This is a genomic window from Streptomyces sp. NPDC028308 (assembly GCF_055565855.1).
On record NZ_JBVHTO010000009.1, the window covers coordinates 193,521 to 218,765 of the forward strand.

General features: G+C 69.6%; 24 protein-coding genes and 3 tRNA genes. 21 read left to right on the forward strand and 6 right to left on the reverse strand.

Annotated elements, in window-relative coordinates:
- Positions 1-54 precede the first annotated feature (54 nt).
- Both ACZ4VA_RS21870 and ACZ4VA_RS21875 read right to left on the reverse strand, forming a co-directional pair.
- A complete protein-coding gene (locus tag ACZ4VA_RS21870; protein WP_356167169.1) occupies positions 55-1,590 on the reverse strand; it encodes a CATRA conflict system CASPASE/TPR repeat-associated protein in 1,536 nt (511 codons plus the stop codon).
- Positions 1,591-1,637: 47 nt separating this feature from the next.
- Positions 1,638-1,982, reverse strand: a complete 345-nt coding sequence (locus tag ACZ4VA_RS21875) for a CATRA system-associated protein (RefSeq protein ID WP_355781611.1) — start codon at positions 1,980-1,982, stop codon at positions 1,638-1,640.
- A gap of 206 nt (positions 1,983-2,188) precedes the next feature.
- On the opposite strand from ACZ4VA_RS21875, the gene ACZ4VA_RS21880 reads away from it, so the two are divergent.
- Complete coding sequence (locus ACZ4VA_RS21880) at positions 2,189-2,401, forward strand: hypothetical protein (RefSeq protein ID WP_151474131.1); 213 nt, start codon at positions 2,189-2,191, stop codon at positions 2,399-2,401.
- Between the two features lie 78 nt (positions 2,402-2,479).
- On the opposite strand, the gene ACZ4VA_RS21885 is transcribed toward ACZ4VA_RS21880, so the two are convergent.
- On the reverse strand, positions 2,480-3,136 hold the full coding sequence (locus ACZ4VA_RS21885; protein WP_355781616.1) for an NAD(P)H-binding protein: 657 nt from the start codon (positions 3,134-3,136) through the stop codon (positions 2,480-2,482).
- 182 nt (positions 3,137-3,318) lie between these two features.
- Between ACZ4VA_RS21885 and ACZ4VA_RS21890 the strand changes: the two genes are divergently transcribed.
- Positions 3,319-4,311 carry a hypothetical protein gene (locus ACZ4VA_RS21890; RefSeq protein ID WP_355781619.1) on the forward strand — a complete coding sequence of 331 codons (993 nt, stop codon included), beginning with the start codon at positions 3,319-3,321 and terminating at the stop codon, positions 4,309-4,311.
- 302 nt (positions 4,312-4,613) lie between these two features.
- On the opposite strand, the gene ACZ4VA_RS21895 is transcribed toward ACZ4VA_RS21890, so the two are convergent.
- On the reverse strand, positions 4,614-5,867 hold the full coding sequence (locus ACZ4VA_RS21895; RefSeq protein WP_355781621.1) for an amidohydrolase family protein: 1,254 nt from the start codon (positions 5,865-5,867) through the stop codon (positions 4,614-4,616).
- Positions 5,868-6,561: 694 nt separating this feature from the next.
- Between ACZ4VA_RS21895 and ACZ4VA_RS21900 the strand changes: the two genes are divergently transcribed.
- The 9 genes from ACZ4VA_RS21900 to ACZ4VA_RS21940 all read left to right on the forward strand — a co-directional run bounded on the left by ACZ4VA_RS21900 (position 6,562) and on the right by ACZ4VA_RS21940 (position 12,145).
- Positions 6,562-6,634 (forward strand) — tRNA-Thr (locus ACZ4VA_RS21900).
- A 46-nt stretch (positions 6,635-6,680) separates the two neighbouring features.
- A tRNA-Met gene (locus ACZ4VA_RS21905) sits at positions 6,681-6,753 on the forward strand.
- Between the two features lie 88 nt (positions 6,754-6,841).
- Positions 6,842-7,006, forward strand: a complete 165-nt coding sequence (gene rpmG / locus ACZ4VA_RS21910; protein WP_003948671.1) for a 50S ribosomal protein L33 — start codon at positions 6,842-6,844, stop codon at positions 7,004-7,006.
- Positions 7,007-7,240: 234 nt separating this feature from the next.
- The gene (locus ACZ4VA_RS21915) at positions 7,241-7,693 is read left to right on the forward strand and encodes a MaoC family dehydratase N-terminal domain-containing protein (RefSeq protein ID WP_356167178.1); all 453 of its coding nucleotides are present in this window, start codon (positions 7,241-7,243) and stop codon (positions 7,691-7,693) included.
- Between the two features lies 1 nt (position 7,694).
- Positions 7,695-8,123 (forward strand): MaoC family dehydratase, encoded by a 429-nt coding sequence (locus ACZ4VA_RS21920; protein WP_356167181.1) that lies wholly within the window; start codon positions 7,695-7,697, stop codon positions 8,121-8,123.
- Between the two features lie 307 nt (positions 8,124-8,430).
- Positions 8,431-9,000 (forward strand): TetR/AcrR family transcriptional regulator, encoded by a 570-nt coding sequence (locus ACZ4VA_RS21925; RefSeq protein WP_355786746.1) that lies wholly within the window; start codon positions 8,431-8,433, stop codon positions 8,998-9,000.
- 93 nt (positions 9,001-9,093) lie between these two features.
- Positions 9,094-10,542 (forward strand): MFS transporter, encoded by a 1,449-nt coding sequence (locus ACZ4VA_RS21930; protein WP_468082410.1) that lies wholly within the window; start codon positions 9,094-9,096, stop codon positions 10,540-10,542.
- A 30-nt stretch (positions 10,543-10,572) separates the two neighbouring features.
- Positions 10,573-10,962 (forward strand): DUF3291 domain-containing protein, encoded by a 390-nt coding sequence (locus tag ACZ4VA_RS21935; RefSeq protein ID WP_356167186.1) that lies wholly within the window; start codon positions 10,573-10,575, stop codon positions 10,960-10,962.
- Between the two features lie 127 nt (positions 10,963-11,089).
- A complete protein-coding gene (locus tag ACZ4VA_RS21940) occupies positions 11,090-12,145 on the forward strand; it encodes a UDP-N-acetylmuramate dehydrogenase (RefSeq protein WP_356167189.1) in 1,056 nt (351 codons plus the stop codon).
- Between the two features lie 19 nt (positions 12,146-12,164).
- Here the strand turns inward: ACZ4VA_RS21940 and ACZ4VA_RS21945 are convergent, their stop codons facing one another.
- A complete protein-coding gene (locus tag ACZ4VA_RS21945) occupies positions 12,165-13,184 on the reverse strand; it encodes an adenosine deaminase (protein ID WP_355781635.1) in 1,020 nt (339 codons plus the stop codon).
- Positions 13,185-13,344: 160 nt separating this feature from the next.
- Positions 13,345-14,571 (reverse strand): pyridoxal phosphate-dependent aminotransferase, encoded by a 1,227-nt coding sequence (locus ACZ4VA_RS21950; protein WP_355781637.1) that lies wholly within the window; start codon positions 14,569-14,571, stop codon positions 13,345-13,347.
- A gap of 215 nt (positions 14,572-14,786) precedes the next feature.
- On the opposite strand from ACZ4VA_RS21950, the gene ACZ4VA_RS21955 reads away from it, so the two are divergent.
- The 10 genes from ACZ4VA_RS21955 (at position 14,787) to rpoB (ending at position 25,152) form a co-directional block, all read left to right on the forward strand.
- Positions 14,787-14,859 (forward strand) — tRNA-Trp (locus tag ACZ4VA_RS21955).
- 107 nt (positions 14,860-14,966) lie between these two features.
- A complete protein-coding gene (gene secE, locus ACZ4VA_RS21960; RefSeq protein ID WP_121405488.1) occupies positions 14,967-15,254 on the forward strand; it encodes a preprotein translocase subunit SecE in 288 nt (95 codons plus the stop codon).
- Between the two features lie 77 nt (positions 15,255-15,331).
- Entirely contained in the window at positions 15,332-16,237 is a 906-nt protein-coding gene (nusG, locus tag ACZ4VA_RS21965) for a transcription termination/antitermination protein NusG (RefSeq protein ID WP_355781640.1), read from the forward strand.
- 190 nt (positions 16,238-16,427) lie between these two features.
- Complete coding sequence (gene rplK, locus ACZ4VA_RS21970) at positions 16,428-16,862, forward strand: 50S ribosomal protein L11 (protein WP_030359033.1); 435 nt, start codon at positions 16,428-16,430, stop codon at positions 16,860-16,862.
- A 79-nt stretch (positions 16,863-16,941) separates the two neighbouring features.
- Entirely contained in the window at positions 16,942-17,667 is a 726-nt protein-coding gene (gene rplA / locus ACZ4VA_RS21975) for a 50S ribosomal protein L1 (protein ID WP_356167199.1), read from the forward strand.
- Positions 17,668-17,845: 178 nt separating this feature from the next.
- Positions 17,846-18,694 (forward strand): SCO4651 family lipoprotein, encoded by an 849-nt coding sequence (locus tag ACZ4VA_RS21980; RefSeq protein WP_356167202.1) that lies wholly within the window; start codon positions 17,846-17,848, stop codon positions 18,692-18,694.
- Positions 18,695-18,816: 122 nt separating this feature from the next.
- Complete coding sequence (locus tag ACZ4VA_RS21985; protein WP_389391164.1) at positions 18,817-19,674, forward strand: SCO4651 family lipoprotein; 858 nt, start codon at positions 18,817-18,819, stop codon at positions 19,672-19,674.
- A 353-nt stretch (positions 19,675-20,027) separates the two neighbouring features.
- Positions 20,028-20,558, forward strand: a complete 531-nt coding sequence (rplJ, locus tag ACZ4VA_RS21990; RefSeq protein WP_355788074.1) for a 50S ribosomal protein L10 — start codon at positions 20,028-20,030, stop codon at positions 20,556-20,558.
- 112 nt (positions 20,559-20,670) lie between these two features.
- Positions 20,671-21,054: a 50S ribosomal protein L7/L12 gene (gene rplL, locus ACZ4VA_RS21995; RefSeq protein WP_355788072.1), complete on the forward strand. Its 384-nt coding sequence runs from the start codon at positions 20,671-20,673 to the stop codon at positions 21,052-21,054.
- A gap of 612 nt (positions 21,055-21,666) precedes the next feature.
- Entirely contained in the window at positions 21,667-25,152 is a 3,486-nt protein-coding gene (gene rpoB / locus ACZ4VA_RS22000; protein WP_355788069.1) for a DNA-directed RNA polymerase subunit beta, read from the forward strand.
- The last annotated feature ends 93 nt before the right edge of the window (positions 25,153-25,245 follow it).

Sequence of the window (25,245 nt, forward strand, 5' to 3'; positions counted from 1 at the left end):
AAGTCCGCAATCACGCCGCTCGCGAGTCCCACCCGCCGGACTCGGTTCGGAAGGTCAGTCGGGCCGGGACCTGCGCCGGTCCCAGTAGTAGTACGCGCCGTAGGCGAGCAGTCCGCCCGCTCCGCTGCACGGCACGGTGATGGCGGCGGGAACGGGGGCGTGCCCGTAGTGCACGCCCCACGCCACGACCGCCGTCCAGCCCGCTGCGACACCCAGCAGGACCACGGCGCTCGCATCCAGCCACCGGTACGGCGTGGACACCGCCGCTCTGGCGGAGCGCAGCACCAGCAGTGGCAGGGCGAGTGCGAGTGATGCCAGCAGCAGAATCACCGGAGACTGCAGATGCCGGGGGAGCGGGGGTTCGTACTGGAAGGCCTGGACGACGGTCAGCGCCGTGAGCACCGCACCCAGAACGGAGGTCTGGACGAGCGTCAACCAGACCCGGTGCTCGTTGAGCGCCCGTTCGGTGATCCCGGAGGCCACGGTGCGAGCCGCGTCGGCGCGTTCGCGACAGGCTTCCAGCTGGACCTGATCGCTCTCCACCTGTTTGATCACCCGCTGCGCGACGGCGAGTTCGGCCTCCGGCCACGTGACGTCCGGACCATGCCGCCGGACGCTCGGCGTGTGGATGCGCAGGTTGTCGACGGCGATCGAGACGGTACGTATCAGTTGGCGCTGTCGCGTGATCGTCCACAGGAGTCCTTGGGGACCGAACTGACCGCGGTCGAGCAGCGCCGCCGCGCTGCGGATGCGGTCCAGTGACACCGGGCGGTCCGTCGATGTCGGTGCGAGGACCTGGAGCAGGGCTTCCGTCTCTGCGTCGCTGCGGTCCACGCGCGTGTGCACGTTCTCGGAGGACGCGTACAGCCGTTCCTCGTAGCGCACCTTCGCCGCGTGCATGAGGTAGCGCGTCAGCGGCCTGAGGCCCTGCTGACCGGGCAGCGCCCAGGCCCAGGCGTCCAGTGTGTTCTCATGCCGGACCGGTGCCAGGACGTAGAGGTCCGAGAGCGGGGCCGGGGAGTCGTACCCGTCGGCGTTCCATATGCGGAAGCCTTCGTCCGTCTCGTCGAACCCCTGCCACCACGTACCGTCCCCGCCCGACGGCGCGTTCCTGCGGATGTGCTCGGGGTCGGCACGTCTGCCTCTCGCGCCGCGACCCCCGTACAGCGCCTCGAAGATGCGGAACTCGTGCAGGATCCCTTCCGAGGAAGGCACCGGTCCCGCGGCCGTGAGCGCGTCCGTCCATTCCCGGAGCAGTGGATTCCAGCCCTCCAGCCCGGTTTCGGTCTCGTTCGGCGCGAGCAGTGCGACGAGACCGGTCACGTCGTGCTCCGTGAAGGCGAACGCGGAGTAGAGCCCGCTCGTACTCGCTCGGGCGGCGATACCCAGCGACGTGAATTCCTGGCCATGGTCGAGACCGGGCGGCAGGACCTCCACGGGTGCCGGAGCGCCGACGACCGGTGAGGTCATCCCAAGAGCGCGGCACGCCGACCACAGGGCCTGCAGATACGGATGGTTCGGTTCACCGGCATCCTTGGCGCGCGGCGCGAAACACGTCACGAGCAGGGCCGGTCTGATGAAGGGGCGCATTGCCGGTGACTCGCTTCCCGGTGCGGAGAGCCGGACGGATGCCGTGGTCAGCCGCTGTGTCGCGGCTGTCGTCCCTCGGTGCCGTCCGATGCCGGCGGCGGCTGTCCCAAATCGAGTGTGAGGCGACGGACCAGGTAGTTCAGCTGTTCCCGCTGATGCGGCGGGATGGGGGTCTTCGCCGGACCGGGCAGGGCATTTGCGCGCCGCGCGCCTTCCTCCAGTGACTGCAGCGTGTCGAAGACGGCGCGGACCGCTGTGTCGTCGCGCCGTACGAGAGCCGATTCCAGCTCCGTGAGTGCCGAACTGACCACCGGCCATTGATCTTCGGCCAGGAACCAGTCCTCGACGGCTTCCACGCGACGGCGTACCCGCCCGACGTCGATGGTGTTCACACCGGCCCCCCTCGGCCCTCGGAAGGCGCGCCGTGCCTGAAGGCGCCCCCCACCTTCGGTATGCACAGGGTAGCGCTCCGCGATCGACGCGACCTGCGATCCGTCGAAGTGAGCGTTGCGGGACACGACGGCGCCCCGCCGGTGCGCCGCTGCGCACGACGAGTGCCGTCACCCCGTTTCACCCGGCGCCGGGCACACTTGATCCCATGTCGTCCCGTCGCAGGAAGTGCCCCGAGTGCCGTCGCGAGATCGCCGTCGTCGCGGGACGGTTCGCGCGCCACGACCCGGCCGGGGCCCGGGGTAGCGGTGACCTCGTGTCGTGTCCCGGGTCGCGTCGCCAGGCCGAGCTCGGAGCGGCCCAGCCGGCGCTGGACGGGTATGTGGTGCCCGACTTCCCCGGCCAGCTGCCGCTCTTCTAGGACCCGCCCTCGGGCGCCACCGACCCGTGGGCGGAAGCCCGCCGGGCCGCGCCGCCGAGGGCCATGCGCTGTGCGCCCCTAGTTCCCCGCCACCGACTTCACGGCCACCGAGATCGGTGCGGAACCGCTGATCAGTTCCAGGGTGAGGCCCGCCGTCGCCGGGGTGTCCACCAGCTCCGCGAGCACCGCCGCGACGTCGTCGCGGGGGACCGAGCCCCGGCCGGTGGAGGCCTCCAGACGGACGAGGCCCGTGCCGGCGTCGTTCGTCAGGGCGCCGGGCCGCAGGATCGTCCAGTCCAGCGCCTCCCGGTTCCGTACGTACTCGTCCGCCTCGCCCTTGGCGCGCAGATACGCGTCGAAGACCTCGTTGCCCTGGTGCGCGGGATCGGCGCCCATGGAGGAGACGACGACGTACCGCCGTACCCCCGCCAGCTCCGCCGCGTCCGCGAACAGGACCGCCGCGGCCCGGTCCACCGTGTCCTTGCGGGCCACGGTGCTGCCCGGACCGGCTCCCGCCGCGAAGACGGCCGCGTCGGCGCCCCGCAGATGCCCGGCGACCTCCTCGACCGAGGCGGACTCCAGATCGCACACGATCGGCTCGGCGCCGGCCTCTCGCAGCTCGTCGCCCTGTTCCGCGCGGCGGATGATGCCCGCCGCCTCGTCCCCGCGCGCGGCGAGCAGACGCTCCAGCCGCAGCGCGATCTGACCATGACCTCCAGCAATGACAATGCGCATGATTCCGACCGTACGCCCGGGTGGGCGCATTCGCCGCACAACCCTGTGGACGACTCGTGGGTCGTACCAGTGATCACTGTGAATTCAGAGGTCGTCGTACGCCGTACGAGCCACGGGGGCCGCGCGGAGCCGTACGGCCTCGTAAGGAGACCGCCATCACCGCCATACGCAAGACCGTCACCGTGGCCGGCTGTGCCGCCGTCCTGTTCGCCACGGCGGCCGCCTGCGGCACGGTCGAGAACCTCACCGCCGGACAGAAGGTCGACCACGCCGTCGACCGGCTCGGCGAACAGAAGTCGCTCGGCATCGAGTTGAGCCTGGACGCGACCCCCGAGGCGCTGGCCTCGCTCTCGGACGACGCCGACGAGATGCCGGACGAGTTCGCCGACTTCATCGCCGGACTGCACGTCGACATCTCGGTCAAGTCCCGCAAGAAGCTGGCGGATTCGGGCGAGAAGGACCTCGTCGGTACGAGCGTGAAGGTCGCCGGCTCCAAGGGTGTCCTGGTCGAGTACCGGGTCGTCGGCGACTTCATGTACTACCGCGCCGACATGAAGGCGGTCGGCGAGGCCATGGGCTTCCCCCTCCCGTCCACGGACGAACTCCCGCAGGAGGACAAGCGGTTCCAGAAGGTGCTCGACGGCGGGTGGGCCAAGATGGACACCCGCGAACTGGAGGCGTCCGGGAAGGGCGCGAAGGGCTCCGGCGGCGACGACATCGACGCCAGGACGCAGCGGAAGATCATGAAGGCCGTACGCGGTGTCCTCGCGGACGAGGTCACCTTCCGTGACGGGAGCGGCAGCGACGGGGCCGAGCACGTCGTCGCCAAGGCCAACCTCCGCGACGTGCTCACCGAGCTGTTCGACCGGCTCCGTCCGCTGGAGGGCGACCTCCCGCCGGGCGCCGAACTGCCCACGTCCCGCGACCTCAAGGACGCTCCGGACAAGAAGGTCGCTGTCGACTTCAAGATCAGGAACGGCGACCTCGAGCAGGTGAAGGTCGACCTGGCCGTCCTCGCCGAGCACCCCAAGGGCGCCAAGGTGCCCCTGGTCCTCAAGTTCGCCGAGGCGGGCGAGGTCAAGGCTCCTTCGGGCGCCACGGAGTTCCCCGTCGGCGACGCGCCGGGGCTCGGCAACCCGCTGACCGGAGCCATGTTGGGCGGCGGCATGCTCTGACCGCTGCCGACGGACACCGCCTCGGACACCCGGACCCCGCCTCGGACACCGGGAGTCCGAGGTGTCCGAGGCGCTGGGAGGGCACGCCGTAGCTCACGGAGCGCCGACTGGACCACCTGTCGCGCGCCACAGGCCGCGGACCCAGCCAGACGGCATGCCATGGGCCACCAATCACGGCCCCGGCCACGAGTCACGGGCCCCGGCCACGAGTCACGGGCCCCGGGTCACGGTCACCCACGTGCCCTACGGAAGCTCTCCCGCCGCACCCCTCCCGCCGCTCAAGACGGCAGGTGTCCCGTCGTTCAGGACGGCAGGCCCCGCCCCTGCCGGGGCAGATCCAAGCCCGCCGCACCCGAACTGCAGTACTCCCGCACCGCGCTCGTCCGTGCGACAACGCGCCCCCCGTGTACGACGATCCGGCTGTACGCCAGCGACAGCGCGCCCGCGAGGCCGTCGCCGCGTACCGCGAGCAGTTCCGCCGGGAAACCGGCCTCCACCCGCACCTCGGGCAGGCCGAGGGCGGCCCGGGCGGCCGAACTGACCGTGTCGTAGGCGTCCTCGGGCCGCAGCCCGTCGCGCGAGGCGAGCAGGTACGCCGCCTCCAACGGGTCCCCTCGGCCCACCGGGTTCGAGACGTCGCGCAGGGCGCCGCTGCCCGCCGCGACCCGTACGCCGGCCGCCCGCAACAGCCGTACCGGAGCCGTCCCCTGGCGGTCGACGCTGCCGCAGCCGCCCTGCGGGAGGCACACCACCGTGATCCCCGCCGCCGCGAGCTGGTCCGCGGCGCGGATCGCCACGTCGGACGGCAGCCGCCCGAGTCCGCCGCACGGGCCGAGCGTCACTCCCGGGCGCAGCCCCCCCGCCATCGCCGCCAGCCGGGCGAGGCGGGCCGGGTCGGCGCCGTCCGTGTGCAGATCGACGGGGCAGCCGTGCTCGGAGGCGATCTCCAGTACGGCCTCGACGTAGCCCGTCGGGTCCGGGTCGGCGTCCGGGCAGCCGCCCACCACGGAGGCGCCCATCTTCACCGCGTCCCGCAGCATCGCGAGCCCGTCCGCCCCGGCCACCCCGGTCAGCAGCCGCGGCATCGCCACCGTCGACAGCTCGGTGAGACCGCGCAGCGCCCGGCGGGCCTGGAGCACGGCCGTCAGCGCGCCCAGCCCCTGGACGTCGCCTACGTGCACGTGCGCGCGCAACGCCGTGGCCCCGTGCCCGAGTTGGAGCAGCGCCGCCTCGGTGGCCCGGCGCTGGACCTCCTCGCAGTCGTACGAGACCGGGCCGTACCCGTCGGCCGTGAACGCCGTGTCCCCGTGGGCGTGCGCCTCGGCCGGGGCAGGCAGGAGCAGGTAGCCGTCGAGGTCCACGCGCGTGCCGTGGGCAGCGTTTCCGCTCGGAGCGAGGCTCCCCGCGGTGCCGACGGCCTCGATGCGTCCGCCGCCCAGCCGCACGTCCACGGTCCGGCCGTCGGTGAGCCGTGCTCCGCACAGCAGGAGGGCGGAGGCGTCGGCGTGCCCCGAGGAGGACGAGGAGTGGGGCGGCTGCGGCTGGCTGTCGGGCATCGCGCTCCTGGGGTCGGTGACGTCTGCGCGGCAGGGACGCAAGATCACGCAGAGTGAGTCGAGCCTAGGGTCGCGACGCGCCCGTATCCGGGAGGAGCGCAATAGTCGTACCGGTGTGGTCGCCAGGTTGACGCGGACGCCGGCGCTCGGGCGGGAGCGAGGCGGTGGGCTGGGCGAACCCGGTGACGGCGGCGACGCGCGCACGGTTCGCGACGGCCCGGAGTCCGTGCCGGCCTCATCGCTTCACGTGGAACCAGCGGTCCCGGTGACCTCACGCACATCAGCGATCACTTCCGTATCGCGGGTACGAGGAGTCGTCGGAGGCGTGGTTCGCGTCCGCCGCAGGGCCCACGCGAGAGGGCATGTTTCGGTAGCCGCGGGGGCGACGCGAGAGGGCACGGTTTCGGTAGCCGAGGGCCCACGCCAGAGGGGTCGGTTCCGATCGCTGCGGTGCCCACGCGAAGGGCACGGTTCCCGGCAGCCTCAGGGCGCCCGGGAGGGCATGGCTCCCGGAGTTCCAGGGCTCGCGCGTGGGCCACGGTTCCCTTCCGCGGCAAGGCCCGCGGAAGGGTGGAAAACGGACGGCGGAGTGGGTGCGGGACGACCCGAGGGGCGGGTGGGAGACAGCCCGGGGCAGGTGCCGCGAAACGGATTTGGGCGATCGGCGGCCGACCGTGTAATGTCTTCATCGCTCGCCCCAATAGCTCAGTCGGCAGAGCGTCTCCATGGTAAGGAGAAGGTCTACGGTTCGATTCCGTATTGGGGCTCTGGTGTGTGAGGTTCCCGTCGCAAGGCGGGGCCCGATCGCATCTCAGCGGTGTAGCTCAGTCGGTAGAGCAAGCGGCTCATAATCGCTGTGTCACCGGTTCAAGTCCGGTCACCGCTACTGACAGTAGCCGATTGTGGGGTCGGTCCTTCGATCGGCTACTCTTCTATGCGTTAATCGTCCCATCCGTTCGTCAAGGAGCACTCCTGTGGCTGCCACCGACGTCCGCCCGAAGATCACGCTGGCCTGCGTGGAGTGCAAGGAGCGGAACTACATCACCAAGAAGAACCGGCGTAACAACCCGGACCGACTGGAGATGAAGAAGCACTGCCCGCGTTGCAACGCGCACACCGCGCACCGCGAAACGCGATAATTTCAGGCTCGTACACGAGGCCGTCCCCAGCAACGGGGGCGGCCTCGCGTCGTTGGATCGCCGAGCGTCCCGCCGTGGATCTCGTCGTTCATTCGCTGAGCGTCCAGCCGTGGACCCTCGTCGTTCAGTCGCCGAGTGTCCGCAGAGGACGCTCGGCGTTCGTCCGGCGAGCGTCCTGCCGTGGGCCTCGGCCGTGACTTGTTGTTCCGGCTGAAAACCAGGAGGTGCCGAGCCATGGCGCTCGACCAGTCCTTCGTGGGGCGGACCTACCCGCCCACCGACCCCTATGAGGTCGGCCGGGAGAAGATCCGCGAGTTCGCGGAGGCCGTGGGGGACGACAACCCCGCGTACACGGACCCCGACGCCGCCAAGGCTCTCGGGCATCCCGATGTGATCGCCCCGCCGACCTTCGTCTTCGCGATCACCTTCAAGGCCGCCGGCCAGGTCGTTCAGGACCCCCAACTCGGCCTCGACTACACCCGCGTGGTGCACGGCGACCAGAAGTTCGCCTACACCCGGCCGGTGCGCGCGGGGGACCGGCTCACGGTCACCTCGACCATCGAGTCGATCAAGTCCCTCGCGGGCAACGACATCGTGGACATCCGCGGTGAGGTCCACGACGAGGCGGGCGAGCACGTGGTGACGGCTCTCACGAAGCTCGTCGCCCGCGCGGCGGAGGGAAGCTGACATGACGGCGAAGATCTCTTACGCGGACGTCGAGGTCGGCACCGAGCTGCCGGCCCAGGTCTTCCCCGTGACACGCGCCACGCTGGTGCAGTACGCGGGTGCCTCCGGGGACTTCAACCCGATCCACTGGAACGAGAAGTTCGCGGTCGAGGTCGGTCTCCCCGACGTCATCGCGCACGGCATGTTCACCATGGCCGAGGCCATCCGCGTCGTCACCGACTGGGTCGGCGACCCGGGCGCGGTGGTCGAGTACGGCGTGCGCTTCACCAAGCCCGTCGTCGTCCCGAACGACGACCAGGGAGCGACCATCGAGGTCAGCGCCAAGGTCGCCGCCAAGCTCGACGACGACACGGTCCGCGTGGACCTCGTGGCGATGAGCGCCGGCCAGAAGGTGCTGGGCATGTCACGGGCGGTCGTACGCCTGGCCTGAACGGCGGGGGTGTGACAGAGGCCGTGCGGTGACTCGACCTAAGTGACAGACCCCACGTGAACGCCATCCGAAGCTCCGCGGGAACCGGCGCGACGGGGGGCGACGAAGTGCGATGTAAGGGGCGTCCTCAATGGAGGGGCGCTCCTTACGCGTATCAGGCCCCCTGCCCGCCCCAACGCCCACCGCGCTCCAGGCGTTCCGGTTTCCGCACCCCTCTCGCGCTCACTGTCCCCTTCCGGCCCCTCGTAAAAGCCACCCCCCACCCCACCCCTTGACCAAGTTAGTGATTGAGTACTAACTTTCTCTCATGGTCAGGATGAGTGCGGAGGAGAGGCGCGAGAGCGTCATCCGTGCGGCGACGAGCGAGTTCGCCCGCGGTGGCTACTACGGCACGTCGACCGAGGCGATCGCCAAGCGGGTCGGCGTCTCGCAGCCGTATCTCTTCCGGCTCTTCCCCACCAAGAAGGCGATCTTCCTGGCGGCCGCCGAGCGCTGCGTGGAGGACACGATCCGCACCTTCGAGGAGGCCTCCGAGGGCCTCGAAGGCGAAGAGGCCCAGGTGGCCATGGGGAACGCGTACAGCAGGGTCATCGCGGAGCAGCCCGAGCAGCTCATGATGCAGATGCAGATGTACCTCGCCGTGGCCGCCGCCGAGCAGGCCGGTGAGCGTGAGTTCGGAGAAGCGGTGCGGGCCGGCTGGACGCGGCTGTGGGACACCGTCCATCTGTCGCTCGGGGCGGACGTCGACGAGACGACGACCTTCATGGCGTACGGGATGCTCATCAACTGTCTCGTGGCCATGGGCTTTCCGTCGGAGCACCGGGTCTGGGAAGGGATCTACCCGTCGGCGCGACTCGACGGGCGGCTGGAGAAGTAGGCGGCAGGGGGCGTCTTCGGTGCCCTTCGCCATGTTCGCGGAAGTTAGTCATCAATTACTAACCAGCACCACCGAACATCCTCTGGGGGAGAGATGTCAGAGCAGACCGCACGTCGCGGGGGAGCCGCCTGGGCCCTCGTCGTCACCAGCGTCGCCGGGTTCATGGCGGCCCTGGACAACCTCGTCGTCACCACCGCCCTGCCCTCCATCCGCCAGGACCTCGGGGGTGCGCTGGACGATCTCGAATGGACCGTGAGCGCGTACACGCTCACCTTCGCCGTACTGCTGATGTTCGGCGCGGCCCTGGGCGACCGGTTCGGCCGGCGGCGGATGTTCCTGGCGGGCCTCACCGTCTTCACCGGCGCCTCCGCCGCCGCGGCCATGGCGCCCGGCATCGACTCGCTGATCGCCGCCCGCGCGGTTCAGGGCGTCGGCGCCGCGATCATGATGCCGCTGACGCTGACCCTGCTGACCGCCGCCGTGCCGGCCGCCAAGCGCGGGACGGCGTACGGGATCTGGGGAGCCGTCAACGGCCTCGCCGTCGCCTCCGGGCCCCTCATCGGCGGCAGCCTCACCGAACACGTGTCCTGGCACTGGATCTTCTGGCTGAACGTCCCGCTGGGCCTCGCCCTGCTCCCGCTCGCCCGGCTGCGCCTGTCCGAGTCCTACGGCAGCGGAGCCCCGCTCGACATCACCGGCACACTCCTCGCCAGTGGCGGCCTCTTCGGGATCGTCTACGGGTTGGTCCGCGGGCCCGCCGACGGCTGGACCAGCGCGTACGTCCTGACGGCTCTCGTCACCGGTGCCGTGCTGCTCGGCGGGTTCGTCCGGCACGGCATCCGCGACAAGGCCCCGATGCTGCCGATGCGGCTCTTCCGCTCGCGGGCCTTCTCCGGGATCAACGCCGCGAGCCTGCTGATGTTCCTCGGGATGTTCGGCTCGATCTTCCTGCTCAGCCAGTACATGCAAGGCGTCCTCGGCTACTCGCCCACCGAGGCCGGACTGCGGATGCTGCCCTGGACCGGCATGCCGATGCTCGTCGCGCCGATCGCCGGCTACCTCTCGGACCGCGTCGGCGGCCGGCCGGTCGTCGCGGCGGGACTGTTCCTGCAGGCCGCGGGACTCGCGTACCTCGCAGCCGTGGTCACCGCCGACGTCGCCTACTCGGGACAGCTGCCCGGCCTGATCGTCAGCGGCATCGGGATGTCCCTGTACTTCGCCCCGGCGTCCGCCCTGGTCATGTCCAGCGTCCACCCGAAGGAGCAGGGCATCGCCTCCGGCGCCAACAACGCCCTGCGCGAGGTCGGCGGCGCCCTCGGCATCGCGGTGATGTCCTCGATCTTCGCGTCCCAGGGCGGCTACGAGTCCGCCCAGAGCTTCGTGGACGGACTGCGGCCCGCGCTCTGGGTGGGCGCCGGCGTGGTGGCCGTCGCGGCCACGGCGGCCCTGGCCATCCCCTCCGCCCGGCGCACCGCCGGGACTGTCGAGGCCGCCGCCACCGCCGAGCCCGAGGAACCGGCCCTGGAGACCGCCGCCCGCTGACCGTCCGCCGCACCGGAAGGAGTACACCCCGTGCCCACTCTTCCCTGGACCGTTCCGCACCCCCCGCCGCAGCACGGGCAGGTCCACGTCATGGCCTCCCGGTTCGAGACCCGCACCCGCTGGGGAGCGCTCAGATTCTTCCTGCGCACGCCCGCCGTGTGGCGGCAGGTCGCCAGGGCGCCCGGCGCGTACGGAGCCTCCCTGAAGGCCTGGCCCCTGCGGCGCACCTTCTGGACCCTGTCCGCCTGGGAGTCGCCCGCGGCCCTCAAGCACTTCGCCCGCTCGGGCGCGCACGCCCCGGCCGCCGGCACGCTGCGGCCCCTGATGCGGGACGCGACGTTCCTCACCTGGACGGCGCCGGCCGACGAGCTGCCGCCCGACTGGGACGAGGTGCTGCGGCGCTTCGAGCGGACGCCGTAGGACGTGAGGGAGGCCCGCCGTGACGCGGGCCTCCCCGACGCCGTACCGGCACGCCGGGGTCAGCCGGACACACACCGGGCCCCACCGATGGGCGGCGGCCCCCGTGCTCTCTCGTAGTCTTGAGCCCGTGCAGGAACTCCACGACGCTCCGCTCGCCCCCCTGACCACCTTCCGGCTCGGCGGGCCCGCCACCCGGCTGGTCACCGCCACCACCGACGACGAGGTGATCGCCGCCGTCCGTGAGGCCGACGACAGCGGTACGCCGCTGCTGGTCATCGGCGGTGGATCGAACCTGGTCATCGGCGACAAGGGGTTCCCGGGGACCGCCCTGCGCATCGCCACCACCGGGTTCGCGCTCGACGGCACGAGGCTGGAGCTGGCCGCCGGCGAGGTGTGGACCGACGCGGTCGCCCGCACCGTCGAGGCCGGACTCGCGGGCGTCGAGTGCCTCGCCGGCATCCCCGGCTCGGCGGGCGCGACCCCCATCCAGAACGTCGGCGCGTACGGCCAGGAAGTGTCGTCGACCATCACCGAGGTCGTCGCGTACGACCGGCGCACGCGCGAGACGGTCACGCTGGCCAACGCCGACTGCGCCTTCTCCTACCGGCACAGCCGCTTCAAGGCGGACCCCGAGCGCTACGTCGTGCTCCGCGTCCGCTTCGAACTGGAGGACGCCGCCGGACTCTCGGCTCCGCTCAAGTACGCCGAGACGGCGCGCGCCCTCGGTGTCGAACCGGGCGACCGCGTGCCCCTCGCAGCGGCCCGCGAGACCGTCCTGAAGCTGAGGTCCGGCAAGGGCATGGTCCTCGACCCCGAGGACCACGACACCTGGTCGGCCGGGTCGTTCTTCACCAACCCGATCCTCACCCACGAGGAGTTCGCCGCGTTCCACGCGCGCGTGCGTGAGCGGCTCGGCGACGAGGTGATGCCGCCGGCCTACCCGGCCGGGGACAGCCACACCAAGACCTCCGCCGCCTGGCTGATCGACAGGTCCGGCTTCACCAAGGGCTACGGCACCGGCCCCGCCCGGATCTCGACCAAGCACACCCTGGCCCTCACCAACCGGGGCGAGGCGACCACCGAGGACCTGCTCGCCCTGGCCCGCGAGGTCGTCGCCGGAGTCCGCGACGTCTTCGGCATCACCCTGGTCAACGAGCCCGTGACGGTGGGCGTCAGCCTCTAGGGCCCGGCCGGGACACCGGTCACGAGTTCAGCCAGTCGTCCACTCCGGCCAGCAGCTTCGCGCTCACGTCGTGCGGGGCCGCCGACGCCCGGATGGACTGGCGCGCCAGCTCGGCCAGTTCCGCGTCCGTGAAGCCGTGGTGGCGGCGGGCGATCTCGTACTGGGCGGCGAGCCGCGAGCCGAACAGCAGCGGGTCGTCGGCCCCGAGCGCCATCGGCACCCCGGCCTCGAACAGAGTGCGCAGGGGTACGTCCTCGGGCTTCTCGTAGACGCCGAGGGCGACGTTGGACGCCGGGCAGACCTCGCAGGTCACCTGGCGGTCCGCCAGCCGCTTCATCAGCCGGGGGTCGTCGGCGGCCCGCACCCCGTGCCCGATCCGCGTGGCCTCCAGGTCGTCCAGGCAGTCACGGACGGACGAGGGCCCGGCCAGCTCACCGCCGTGCGGCGCCGACAGCAGCCCGCCCTCCCGCGCGATGGCGAACGCCCGGTCGAAGTCCCGGGCCATGCCCCGCCGTTCGTCGTTGGACAGCCCGAAACCGACGATGCCCCGGTCCGCGTACCGCACCGCCAGGCGGGCCAGCGTGCGGGCGTCCAGCGGGTGCTTCATCCGGTTCGCGGCCACCAGGACCCGCATCCCGAGGCCGGTCTCCCGCGCGGCGGAGTCCACCGCGTCCAGGATCACCTCCATGGCCGGGATGAGCCCGCCGAGGCGCGGCGCGTACGACGTCGGGTCGACCTGGATCTCCAGCCACCCGGAGCCGTCCTTCAGGTCCTCCTCGGCGGCCTCGCGCACCAGCCGCCGGATGTCGTCCGGATCCCTGAGGCACGAGCGGGCCGCGTCGTACAGCCGCTGGAAACGGAACCAGCCGCGCTCGTCGGTCGCCCGCAGCTGCGGCGGCTCCGCGCTGGTCAGCGCGTCCGGCAGCCGGACGCCGTGCTTGTCGGCCAGCTCCAGCAGCGTGCTGGGGCGCATGGACCCCGTGAAGTGCAGGTGCAGATGGGCCTTGGGCAGTTCAGAGAGATCACGTACACGCTCCATCCCAGGATCCTGCCGTACGGGAATGTCGCGCCGGTAGCGTTTTCCCTGATCGTGGTCTTGCTCGAACGAAGAAGCGGGCCGCCTCCCCGGAGGGAGACGGCCCGCACACGCGCGTGGAGCGCGAAAAGGAGAACGACACCCCAGGGGGTGTACGCAGACGTCAGGCGCGGGCCTCCGCCAGCAGCTTCTGGATCCGCGAGACGCCCTCGACCAGGTCCTCGTCACCCAGCGCGTACGACAGACGCAGGTAACCCGGCGTACCGAAGGCCTCGCCCGGGACGACGGCGACCTCGGCCTCCTCCAGGATGAGCGCGGCCAGCTCGACCGTGTCCTGGGGGCGCTTGCCGCGGATCTCCTTGCCGAGCAGGCCCTTCACCGACGGGTACGCGTAGAAGGCGCCCTCGGGCACCGGGCAGAGCACGCCGTCGATCTCGTTCAGCATCCGCACGATGGTCTTGCGGCGGCGGTCGAAGGCCTCGCGCATCTTCGCGACGGCCTCCAGGTCGCCCGACACGGCGGCGAGCGCGGCGACCTGGGCGACGTTGGACACGTTCGAGGTGGCGTGGGACTGGAGGTTGGTCGCGGCCTTGACGACGTCCTTCGGGCCAATGATCCACCCCACGCGCCAGCCGGTCATGGCGTACGTCTTGGCGACGCCGTTGACCACGATGCACTTGTCGCGCAGCTCGGGCAGGAGCGCCGGCAGCGAGACGGAGACCGCGTCCCCGTAGACCAGGTGCTCGTAGATCTCGTCGGTGAGCACCCACAGGCCGTGCTCCACGGCCCAGCGGCCGATGGCCGCGGTCTCGGCCTCGGTGTAGACCGCGCCGGTCGGGTTGGAGGGCGAGACGAAGAGGACGACCTTCGTCTTCTCCGTGCGCGCCGCCTCCAGCTGCTCGACCGAGACCCGGTAGCCGGTGGTCTCGTCCGCGACCACCTCGACCGGCACGCCGCCCGCGAGCCGGATCGACTCCGGGTAGGTCGTCCAGTACGGCGCCGGGACGATCACCTCGTCACCCGGGTCGAGGATCGCGGCGAAGGCCTCGTAGATCGCCTGCTTGCCGCCGTTGGTCACCAGGACCTGCGAGACGTCGGGCTCGTAACCCGAGTCGCGCAGCGTCTTGGCGGCGATCGCGGCCTTCAGCTCGGGCAGACCTCCCGCAGGCGTGTAGCGGTGGTACTTCGGGTTCTTGCACGCCTCGACGGCGGCTTCGACGATGTAGTCCGGGGTCGGGAAGTCGGGCTCACCGGCGCCGAAGCCGATCACCGGACGCCCGGCGGCCTTGAGGGCCTTCGCCTTGGCGTCCACGGCGAGGGTGGCGGACTCGGAGATCGCACCGATCCGGGCGGAGACCCGGCGCTCGGTGGGAGGGGTTGCAGCGCTCATGGGGCCCATCGTTCCAGACCGGAAACTCCCCCGGCACGCGGGTTTCACAGACTGAACACCCATGGATCAACCACGGACAAAGCCCGTACGGACACTTTCTGTTCGACGCCCGGCCGCCGAGCACGTACACTCTCACCTCGTTGGCCTTCACCGGCCGCACTCTCCCGGTGCACACACCGAGCACCCGGGTGGATGCGGTACGTTGGGGGAACCAAAGGGTCGTAGCTCAATTGGTAGAGCACTGGTCTCCAAAACCAGCGGTTGGGGGTTCAAGTCCCTCCGGCCCTGCTACACACTCCTTCGCCAGGATGTGTGCGCATGTACGTACTGCTTTGCACCGCCGTGCGGCTCAACCGGGCGCGGCGCGGCCACGACCCGGAATCAGGTGAGGACGAGTGACGGACGCCGTGGGCTCCATCGACATGCCTGATGCCCAGGATGAGGCGCCGGAGTCCAAGAAGAAGACCCGCAAGGGCGGAAAGCGTGCCAAGAAGGGCCCGCTGAAGCGCCTTGCCCTCTTCTACCGCCAGATCGTCGCGGAGCTCCGCAAGGTCGTCTGGCCGTCTCGCAATCAGCTGACGACGTACACGACCGTGGTGATCGTCTTCGTCATCATCATGATCGGTCTGGTCACCGTGATTGACTATGGACTCGATCACGCCGCCAAGTACGTCTTCGGCTGAGCCAAGAGCGAAGGGCGCCGTCACCGGCGCCCCTTTCGCGTGTTCCACCCCCATGTATCCAGGAAGAAGCAGCCACCGTGTCTGACCCGAACCTGAACGACGCCACCGAGTCGGTCGAGTCCGCTGAGGACGAGCTCGACATCGTTGAGGCGGCGGACGCCGAGGACCCGGACCAGGCCCAGGCTGCCGACGACGAGGCGGGCGAGCCCGCCGACGAGGCGTCCCTGCAGGTCGAGGACGAGTCCGAGGAGTCCGCCGAAGGCGTCGAGAACGCCGAGAACACCGCGGATGCCGACGCCGAGGCGTCCGACGAGGACACCGAGGACGAGGCCGTCGCCGAGGACGCCGAGGAAGAGGCGGAGCCGGTCGACCCGGTCACCGCACTGCGCGAGGAACTGCGCACCCTCCCCGGCGAGTGGTACGTCATCCACACGTACGCCGGCTACGAGAACCGCGTGAAGACCAACCTCGAGCAGCGTGCCGTCTCGCTGAACGTCGAGGACTTCATCTTCCAGGCCGAGGTGCCGCAGGAAGAGGTCGCGCAGATCAAGAACGGCGAGCGCAAGACCATTCGCCAGAACAAGCTGCCCGGCTACGTGCTGGTCCGCATGGACCTGACGAACGAGTCCTGGGGCGTCGTCCGCAACACCCCCGGCGTCACCGGCTTCGTGGGCAACGCCTACGACCCGTACCCGCTGACCCTGGACGAGATCGTCAAGATGCTCGCCCCGGAGGCCGAGGAGAAGGCCGCCCGCGAGGCCGCCGAGGCCGAGGGCAAGCCGGCTCCGTCCCGCAAGGTCGAGGTCCAGGTGCTGGACTTCGAGGTCGGCGACTCGGTCACCGTCACCGACGGCCCCTTCGCGACACTGCAGGCGACGATCAACGAGATCAACGCCGACTCGAAGAAGGTCAAGGGACTCGTCGAGATCTTCGGCCGCGAGACCCCGGTCGAGCTCTCCTTCGACCAGATCCAGAAGAACTAGCTTTCTGGAACAGATGCCTCCGACCAGGTCAGACAGGCTCTCGCAGCCCGTCTGACCTGCTCGGTTTTTGGCCGCGCACAGATACCCGTTATCGTTGTGCGGTATGCCTCCATCCGGATCTTTGGTCCGGTCGGGGCAGCCGTCTGGGGCGACTCGGACGTAGGAAGGCGAAAACGAAAGAGGACCCGGAATGCCTCCCAAGAAGAAGAAGGTCACGGGGCTTATCAAGCTCCAGATCCAGGCCGGTGCCGCCAACCCGGCTCCGCCGGTGGGCCCCGCGCTGGGCCAGCACGGCGTCAACATCATGGAGTTCTGCAAGGCCTACAACGCCGCGACCGAGTCGCAGCGTGGCTGGGTCATCCCGGTGGAGATCACGGTCTACGAGGACCGCTCCTTCACCTTCATCACCAAGACCCCGCCGGCCGCGAAGATGATCCTCAAGGCCGCGGGTGTGGAGAAGGGCTCCGGCGAGCCGCACAAGACCAAGGTCGCCAAGATCACCCAGGCGCAGGTCCGCGAGATCGCCACGACCAAGATGCCCGACCTGAACGCCAACGACCTGGACGCCGCGTCGAAGATCATCGCCGGCACCGCCCGTTCCATGGGCATCACGGTCGAGGGCTGAAGCCCACCTCGTACGCCTTGAACCGTGGAAGGGCCTGCTCGGCCCGTACCACGACTCCTCAGAACACACAGGAGCAGTAGTGAGCAAGCGCAGCAAGTCTCTCCGCGCTGCGGACGCCAAGATCGACCGGGACAAGCTCTACGCCCCGCTCGAGGCCGTCCGTCTCGCCAAGGAGACCTCCACGACCAAGTTCGACGGCACCGTCGAGGTCGCCTTCCGCCTGGGTGTCGACCCGCGCAAGGCCGACCAGATGGTCCGTGGCACCGTGAACCTCCCGCACGGCACCGGTAAGACCGCCCGGGTCCTGGTCTTCGCGACCGGTGACCGTGCCGAGGCCGCGACCGCCGCGGGCGCCGACATCGTCGGCTCCGACGAGCTCATCGACGAGGTTGCGAAGGGCCGTCTGGACTTCGACGCCGTCGTCGCCACCCCGGACCTCATGGGCAAGGTCGGCCGCCTCGGCCGAGTCCTCGGCCCGCGTGGTCTGATGCCGAACCCGAAGACCGGCACCGTGACCCCGGACGTGGCCAAGGCCGTGACCGAGATCAAGGGCGGCAAGATCGAGTTCCGCGTCGACAAGCACTCGAACCTGCACTTCATCATCGGCAAGGCGTCCTTCGACGACACCCAGCTGGTGGAGAACTACGGCGCCGCGCTGGACGAGATCCTTCGTCTGAAGCCGTCGGCCGCCAAGGGTCGCTACATCAAGAAGGCCGCGATCAGCACCACGATCGGCCCCGGCGTTCCGGTCGACCCGAACCGCACCCGCAACCTCCTCGTCGAGGAGGACCCGGCCGCCGTCTGAGCCTTCCGCTCATCGAGGCAGCCGCGTCGCGCACGCGAACCCAGGACGGGCCCCGCACCTTTCGAGGTGCGGGGCCCGTCCCCTTTTTCCCGGCTCCCACGGGATGCGCGAACCCCGCCCCCGCGCCGGTGGCCTGCGCTAACGTGCCGATCACAGTCATCGCTCAGGGGTGGGGGACATGATCAGCACCGTGCTGCGGCGCGCGGGCCTGTCGCTGGCCGTGCTCGGCGCGCTGACCGGCGCCCTGACCGCCTGCGGCCCGGACGGCCCGTCGGCGGGCCGGGACGACGACCGGGGCGCCGCCGTCAGCCCCTCGGTCACCGCCGCCCTGAAAGAGGTCCGGAGCAGGACGCACCGGGCGGGATCGGCCCGCGTCGACTGCACCATGGCCCTGGGGGACACGGTGGCCACCCGGTCCAAGGGCACCCTCGGCTGGAGCAAGGGCCTCTCGGGCACCCTGACCATCACCTACACCGGCGGCAGCTGGGCCCGGACCATGCGGGAGCTCGGCAACACCTCCACGCCGGCCCGCTTCGTCTCCCGCGCCTACTACGCCCGGATGAGCGACCGGTTCGCTACCGTCTCCGGCAGCGGCAGGCACTGGATCCGGTACGACTACGACGCCTCCGTGAACTTCACCCCGGCCCAGTCCGTCGAACTGCTCCTGGCGGCGCCCGACGCCCGCGAGGTCGGAACGGAACGGGTCCGCGGAGTCCGTACGACGCACTACTCGGGCACCGCGACCGCGGCCGGGCTGGGCGGATCGCACCCCGGGCTGACCGCCGCCGAGGTGGCCGGTCTCCGGAAGTGGTTCACCCAGGCCGGGGTCACGAAGGAGAAGGTCGACATCTGGGTCGACGCCGAGGGCCTGCTGGTCAAGCGGTCGGAGCGGGGCGAGACGGGGAACGGCACCTCGCTGACGACGGCGTACTACCGCGACTTCGGGACGCCGGTCCGGGTCCCCGAGCGGCCGCCCGCCGACGACACCGTCGACTTCGCGGACCTCGCGGACACGAAGACCCCCTGACCCGGCCGTACCGGCCTCACGTGCCCCTCCGGCCCCACGGAACTCGGGAGACTGCGTGAATCCCGCTGGGTTAGGCTCTGCGCTCTTGCTGTGAGAAGGCTGTCCGTTCCTTGGGGGGAACCATGCTGACGACTGTGCGCGGAACCGTACGACGCGGGACGACCGGAGTGGCACTCGCCGCCCTCGCCCTGGGCGGGGGAGCGGTCGCGTGTTCCAAGGGCGGCGAGGAGTCGCCGTCGATGGCGCCCGCCGCCGCCGTGGCCAAGGCCGCGAAGAACACGCAGGACATCACGTCCCTGCGGTACCGGATGAAGGGCCGGGTCCCGGAGCAGGGCCGGGTGGAGGCCGAGGCCTCGATGAGCATGAAGCCGATGGCCATGAGCATGAAGATGTCGGCGAAGGAGGCGGGGCCCGACAGCGGAGAGGTGGAGCTCCGCTTCGTCGACGGCGCGCTGTACGTGAGCGGCGGCGCCGACGCCGCCGAGGAGATGGACGGCAAGCACTGGATGAAGTTCGGCGTCTCGGAGAAGGACGGCGCCTCCGGTGCCGGCGGCCTCGGCATGCAGGACCAGGTCGAGAAGAACCCGGCCCAGGAGTCCACGTTCCTCACCGGCTCCAAGGACGTGAAGAAGGTCGGCACCGAGAAGGTGGACGGCGTCGAGACCACCCACTACAAGGGCACGGTCACCCTCGACGAGTTCCGCGACGGGCTCAAGGACGAGGACAAGGCCACGCGCGAGTCGCGCGAGAAGAGCCTCAAGCAGTACGAGGACATGGGCGTCGACAAGCTCACCATGGACATGTGGATCGACGAGGACGAGCACACCAAGCAGTTCCGGATGCGCGGTGACGCGGACAAGGGCCCGCTCGACATGACCATCACCTTCCTCGACCTCAACAAGCCCGTGACGGTGCGCGCCCCGGCCGCAGCCGACACGGTCGACCTGGCCGAGGCCCTGAGCGACGCCCAGGAGGGCTGAGCCCGCCCCGGCGCCCGGCAGGCACCCGAACCAGGCGCTCCCCGCCCCGGGAGGGCGGGGAGCGCCGCGGTCCGGACCGGTGCCTTCCGGGCGGATTTGCTCGACGGCGATGCGGTCGCGTACGCTTCCCCAGAAGCCAAAGACCGCTGGTCGTTGCCGTGCGCTCGTCAGAGAGTGCGGCGGCCGAAGGATCCGCTGAAACTGCGGACGACCCGCGTAGGTGACTGTGGATGTGTTCCCGTACGTTCGCTCGCGAGCAAACGGTTGAGCCACGCCCCTGCGCCTGCGCCGGGGCGTTTTGTTTTGTCGGCCTCTTCTGAGCGGTCCTCATCACCCGGAAGGAGGCCACGCTTATGGCAAGGCCCGACAAGGCTGCCGCGGTAGCCGAGCTCGCGGACCAGTTCCGCAGCTCGAACGCCGCCGTGCTGACCGAGTACCGGGGTCTCACCGTGGCGCAGCTCAAGACGCTGCGCCGTTCGCTCGGTGAAGACGCCCAGTACGCCGTGGTGAAGAACACGCTGACCAAGATCGCGGCCAACGAGGCCGGGATCAACCAGCTCGACGACCTGTTCAACGGTCCGACGGCGGTTGCCTTCATCACCGGTGACCCGGTGACGTCGGCGAAGGGTCTTCGTGACTTCGCCAAGGACAACCCCAACCTCGTCATCAAGGGCGGTGTCCTTGACGGCAAGGCGCTGTCCGCCGACGAGATCAAGAAGCTTGCGGACCTCGAGTCCCGCGAGGTTCTGCTCGCCAAGCTGGCGGGCGCCTTCAAGGGCAAGCAGACGCAGACTGCTCAGCTCCTCCAGGCGCTTCCCTCGAAGCTCGTCCGCACCGTGGACGCGCTCCGTGCCAAGCAGGCCGAGCAGGGCGGTGCCGAGTAATTCGGCTCGCGCATTGACCGCCGCCTGAGGCGACGGTCGTAGCGGGCCGAACGTACGCCCGCCTCACCAGTACATACCGGCACCAGCCGAATTAGTGGAAGGATCGCCCATCATGGCGAAGCTCAGCCAGGAAGACCTGCTCGCGCAGTTCGAGGAGATGACCCTCATCGAGCTCTCCGAGTTCGTGAAGGCGTTCGAGGAGAAGTTCGACGTCACCGCCGCCGCGGCCGTCGCCGTCGCCGGCCCCGCCGGCCCGGGCGCCCCGGCCGAGGCCGCTGAGGAGCAGGACGAGTTCGACGTCATCCTCACGGGTGCCGGCGACAAGAAGATCCAGGTCATCAAGGTCGTGCGTGAGCTGACCTCCCTGGGTCTGAAGGAGGCCAAGGACCTCGTGGACGGCGCTCCGAAGCCGGTCCTCGAGAAGGTCGCCAAGGAAGCCGCCGAGAAGGCCGCCGAGTCCCTCAAGGGCGCCGGCGCCTCCGTCGAGGTCAAGTAACACCACGAGTCCCGCCAGGGGCTCACGCGCGCCGACACAGCCGCTCGCAGAGCGCTGTAACGCTGACGCACCGAGGAGCGATCACCCACTTGGGTGGTCGCTCCTCGGCGTTCAGGGGGTCCCAGAGCGGCTGCCTTGCGCCGCCGGTCGCGACGAGTATGGTGATCTTCGTCGTGCCTCCGGCGGACCCCGGGACAGCGGTCAGTGACGTTGGCAGCACCTTGTTCGGGCTTGGGGGGCCTTGACGAACCGCACGGAGCGCGCAATTCTCAGGACGCGTCGTCACAACGATCCGGATCCGAGGCATGGATCGGCGGCGAAGAGGGCAGTATCGATGTGCATCGAGGGCGTGGCTTGCAGCAGGGGTTGAGAACAACGAGGGTCTTCAAAAACCCGCACTGGACATCAGTGGGCCTAGTGGCTACACTGACCCTTTGCGCTGCCTGTTAGCTGCCTCCTGCCCGTCACCAGGGGCATACCCTCGCTTGAGCACCGACGATCGAACCACCTCTGACCTGGCCGTACCGGCCGAATCAGGAACGGTCCGACTCTGTGCCCCAGCTGGGGACCGGTACGCGCGTAGTGAGTCCGAGCCCTCGGAAGGACCCCCTCTTGGCCGCCTCGCGCACTGCCTCGACCGCGAATACGAACAACGGCGCCAGCACCGCCCCGCTGCGCATCTCCTTTGCAAAGATCAAGGAGCCCCTCGAGGTTCCGAACCTTCTTGCGCTGCAAACCGAGAGCTTCGACTGGCTGCTCGGCAACGACGCGTGGAAGGCTCGTGTCGAGGCGGCTCTGGACAATGGACAGGACGTCCCCACCAAGTCCGGTCTGGAGGAGATCTTCGAGGAGATCTCCCCGATCGAGGACTTCTCCGGGTCGATGTCGCTGACCTTCCGCGACCACCGCTTCGAGCCTCCCAAGAACTCCATCGACGAGTGCAAGGAACGCGACTTCACGTACGCGGCCCCGCTCTTCGTCACCGCTGAGTTCACCAACAACGAGACCGGCGAGATCAAGTCCCAGACGGTCTTCATGGGCGACTTCCCGCTCATGACCAACAAGGGCACCTTCGTCATCAACGGCACCGAGCGTGTCGTGGTGTCGCAGCTGGTCCGTTCGCCGGGTGTCTACTTCGACTCCTCCATCGACAAGACGTCCGACAAGGACATCTTCTCGGCCAAGGTGATCCCCTCCCGGGGTGCCTGGCTGGAGATGGAGATCGACAAGCGCGACATGGTCGGTGTCCGCATCGACCGCAAGCGCAAGCAGTCCGTCACCGTTCTCCTGAAGGCTCTCGGCTGGACGACCGAGCAGATCCTCGAGGAGTTCGGCGAGTACGAGTCCATGCGCGCCACCCTGGAGAAGGACCACACCCAGGGCCAGGACGACGCGCTCCTCGACATCTACCGCAAGCTGCGTCCGGGCGAGCCGCCGACCCGCGAGGCCGCGCAGACCCTGCTCGAGAACCTCTACTTCAACCCCAAGCGCTACGACCTCGCCAAGGTCGGCCGCTACAAGGTGAACAAGAAGCTCGGCGGCGAGGCCCCGCTGGACGCCGGCGTCCTGACCGTCGAGGACATCATCTCGACGATCAAGTACCTGGTGAAGCTGCACGCCGGCGAGACCGAGACGGTCGGTGACAACGGCACCTCGATCGTCGTCGAGACCGACGACATCGACCACTTCGGCAACCGTCGTCTGCGCAACGTCGGCGAGCTCATCCAGAACCAGGTCCGCACGGGTCTGGCTCGTATGGAGCGTGTCGTCCGCGAGCGGATGACGACCCAGGACGTCGAGGCGATCACGCCGCAGACCCTGATCAACATCCGGCCGGTCGTCGCCTCCATCAAGGAGTTCTTCGGCACCAGCCAGCTCTCGCAGTTCATGGACCAGAACAACCCGCTGTCGGGTCTGACGCACAAGCGTCGTCTCTCGGCGCTGGGCCCCGGTGGTCTGTCGCGTGAGCGGGCCGGCTTCGAGGTCCGTGACGTGCACCCCTCGCACTACGGCCGCATGTGCCCGATCGAGACCCCCGAAGGCCCGAACATCGGCCTGATCGGCTCGCTCGCCTCCTACGGCCGGGTCAACGCGTTCGGTTTCGTCGAGACGCCCTACCGCCGGGTCACCGACGGTGTCGTCACCGACGAGGTCGACTACCTGACCGCCGACGAGGAGGACCGCTTCGTCATCGCCCAGGCCAACGCGCCGCTGGGTGAGGACTTCCGGTTCGAGGAGTCGCGCGTCCTGGTCCGCCGTCGTGGCGGAGAGGTCGACTACGTCCCCGGTGACGACGTCGACTACATGGACGTCTCGCCGCGCCAGATGGTGTCGGTCGCGACCGCCATGATCCCGTTCCTCGAGCACGACGACGCCAACCGTGCCCTCATGGGCGCGAACATGATGCGTCAGGCCGTGCCGCTCATCAAGTCCGAGGCGCCGCTGGTCGGCACCGGCATGGAGTACCGCTGCGCGGTCGACGCCGGTGACGTCCTGAAGTCGGAGAAGGACGGTGTGGTCCAGGAGGTCTCCGCGGACTACATCACCACCGCCAACGACGACGGCACGTACACCACGTACCGCCTCGCCAAGTTCTCGCGCTCGAACCAGGGCACCTCGGTCAACCAGAAGGTTGTCGTGGACGAGGGCGCCCGCGTCATCGCCGGCCAGGTCCTGGCCGACGGTCCCGCGACCGAGAACGGCGAGATGGCGCTCGGCAAGAACCTGCTCGTGGCGTTCATGCCGTGGGAGGGTCACAACTACGAGGACGCGATCATCCTGTCGCAGCGCCTCGTGCAGGACGACGTCCTCTCCTCGATCCACATCGAGGAGCACGAGGTCGACGCCCGTGACACCAAGCTCGGCCCCGAGGAGATCACCCGGGACATCCCGAACGTCTCCGAGGAGGTCCTCGCCGACCTCGACGAGCGCGGCATCATCCGTATCGGTGCCGAGGTCGTCGCCGGCGACATCCTCGTCGGCAAGGTCACGCCCAAGGGCGAGACCGAGCTGACCCCCGAGGAGCGCCTGCTCCGCGCGATCTTCGGTGAGAAGGCGCGCGAGGTGCGCGACACCTCGCTGAAGGTGCCGCACGGCGAGATCGGCAAGGTCATCGGCGTCCGCGTCTTCGACCGCGAGGAGGGCGACGAGCTTCCCCCCGGTGTGAACCAGCTGGTGCGCGTGTACGTGGCGCAGAAGCGCAAGATCACCGACGGTGACAAGCTCGCCGGCCGTCACGGCAACAAGGGCGTCATCTCCAAGATCCTGCCGATCGAGGACATGCCGTTCCTGGAGGACGGCACCCCGGTCGACATCATCCTCAACCCGCTGGGTGTCCCGTCCCGAATGAACCCGGGACAGGTCCTGGAGATCCACCTCGGCTGGCTCGCCAGCCGCGGCTGGGACGTCTCCGGTCTCGGCGAGGAGTGGGCGCAGCGCCTGCAGGCCATCGGTGCCGACCAGGTCGACCCGGGCACGAACGTCGCGACCCCCGTCTTCGACGGTGCGCGCGAGGACGAGCTCGCGGGTCTGCTGCAGCACACCATCCCGAACCGCGACGGCGAGCGCATGGTGCTCCCCTCCGGCAAGGCGAGGCTGTTCGACGGCCGCTCCGGCGAGCCGTTCCCGGAGCCGATCTCGGTCGGCTACATGTACATCCTGAAGCTCCACCACCTGGTCGACGACAAGCTGCACGCCCGGTCGACCGGTCCGTACTCGATGATCACCCAGCAGCCGCTGGGTGGTAAGGCCCAGTTCGGTGGCCAGCGCTTCGGTGAGATGGAGGTGTGGGCGCTGGAGGCATACGGCGCCGCGTACGCCCTCCAGGAGCTGCTGACCATCAAGTCCGACGACGTGACCGGCCGCGTGAAGGTCTACGAGGCCATCGTCAAGGGCGAGAACATCCCCGAGCCCGGCATCCCCGAGTCCTTCAAGGTGCTCATCAAGGAGATGCAGTCCCTGTGCCTCAACGTGGAGGTGCTGTCCTCGGACGGCATGTCCATCGAGATGCGCGACACCGACGAGGACGTCTTCCGCGCTGCGGAAGAGCTCGGCATCGACCTGTCCCGGCGCGAGCCGAGCAGCGTCGAAGAGGTCTGACGGGAGTCCGGCCCGGGGCTCAGCGATGAGCCCCGGCCGGCCCCAGGACCCCCGTTTCAGACCCCTAAGACTTACAACCCTGAGAGGGATTGA